Source organism: Natrinema soli, from assembly GCF_028618695.1.
In genome coordinates this window covers 1-1747 of the sequence record NZ_JAQIVI010000030.1, presented here as the reverse complement: position 1 = coordinate 1747, position 1747 = coordinate 1, and the positions used below count along the sequence as shown (strand labels likewise).

Genomic DNA, 1747 nt, shown 5'->3' with positions numbered 1-1747 from the left:
ACGGCGTCGAGGTGCGCCACGAGTCGGGACCGGGGAAGCGCACGCACGCGACGCCCGGGACGACCGAGGCGATCACCGCCGACTACGTCGTCAACGCGACCGGCGCGTGGGCCGGCCAGATCGGTGCGATGGCGGATCTCGAGATCGAGGTCCGGCCCTCCAAGGGGGTGATGACGATCATGAACGTCCGGCAGGTCGACACGGTGATCAACCGCTGCCGGCCGAAGGGCGACGCCGACATCGTCGTCCCCCACGAGACGACGGCGATCCTCGGGACGACCGACGAGGAGGTCTCGGATCCGGACGACTACCCGGAAGCGGGGTGGGAGGTCGACCGAATGATCGACACCCTCTCGGAACTCGTCCCGATCCTCGAGGAGGCCCGAACCGTCCGCTCGTTCTGGGGCGTCCGGCCGCTGTACGAGCCGCCGGGAACCGGCACCGAGGACCCGACCGACATCACGCGGGACTTCTTCCTCCTCGATCACGCGGACCGCGACGGCGTCTCGGGGATGTCGAGCATCGTCGGCGGCAAGTTCACCACCTACCGGGCGATGGCCGAGGAGATTTCGGACCACGTCTGTGAGAAACTCGGCGTGACCGCCACCTGTACGACCGCCGAGGAACCCCTGCCCGGCAGCGAGCACGTCGAGACGCTCGAGGCCGCCATGGACGACTTCGGGCTGCGCTCGCCGGTGGCCCGCCGGAGCAAGCAGCGATTGGGGAGCCGGGCGCGCGACGTGCTCGAGACGGACGAGCCGAACCCGGTTATCTGCCAGTGTGAGGGCGTAACGCGCGCGGAAATTCGAGACGCGATCTCACAGTCTGGCTCGGATCTGAACGCGGTCCGGATCCGGACGCGCGCCTCGATGGGGAACTGCCAGGGCGGCTTCTGCTGTCAGAACATGGCGAACGAATTGCATCCCGAGTACGACGAGGAGACGGTTCGGGAGGCGCTGGACGAACTCTTTCAGGAGCGCTGGAAGGGCGAGCGTCACGCGCTGTGGGGCGAACAGCTCTCGCAGGCCATGCTCAACTACGCGCTGCACGCGACGACGATGAACAGGGACCGCGATCCCGCGAGCGCGGACGCGGAAACGGCGGCCGTCGATTTCGCGGCCTTCGACGGAGGAAGTCGATAAATGGCGATCGAGGACGACGTCCTCGTCATCGGCGGCGGGCTCGCCGGTGCGACCGCAGCGCTCGCCGCAGCAGAGGGAGACGTGCAAGTCCGGCTGGTTTCGTACAAGCAGAGCACGCTCCGCCACGCCAGCGGGCTGATCGACGTGCTCGGATACGCGCCGGCGGGCGACGGTCCGCTCGTGAATCCCTTCGAAGTGCTCGATGACCTCCCCGACGGACACCCCTACGAGCGCGTCGGGAGCGAGGCGGTCCGCGATGCGCTCGACTTCTTCGACGATATCGCGGGCGAGGCCTACGCGGGGTCGCACACGGATTCGAACGCGCTCGTCCCGACACACGGCGGAACGGTCAAGCCGACCGCCAGATATCCGGTTTCGACCGCCGCCGGCCTCGCGAGCGACGACCGCGACGCCCTGCTCGTCGGCTTCGAGACGCTACCGGACTTCGAAGCGCCGCTGGCAGCGTCCCACCTCGAGGCGGCGGGCGTCCCCTTCGAGGGCCGCGGCGTCACGGTTCGGTTCCCCGGCATCGCTCGAGACGACGCGAAGATCACGCGGTACGCGCACCTGCTCGACCACGACGAATCCGTGGAGACGGCGGCCGG

2 protein-coding genes are annotated in these 1747 nt (G+C 68.7%); both read left to right on the top strand.

The window, feature by feature from the left end; all coding sequences use genetic code 11:
* A partial coding sequence (locus tag PGX04_RS02095; RefSeq protein WP_273737006.1) for an FAD-dependent oxidoreductase occupies positions 1-1142 on the top strand: 1142 nt, incomplete at its 5' end.
* Positions 1143-1747: glycerol-3-phosphate dehydrogenase subunit GlpB (gene glpB / locus PGX04_RS02090; protein ID WP_273737005.1), on the top strand; the 605-nt coding region annotated here is incomplete at its 3' end.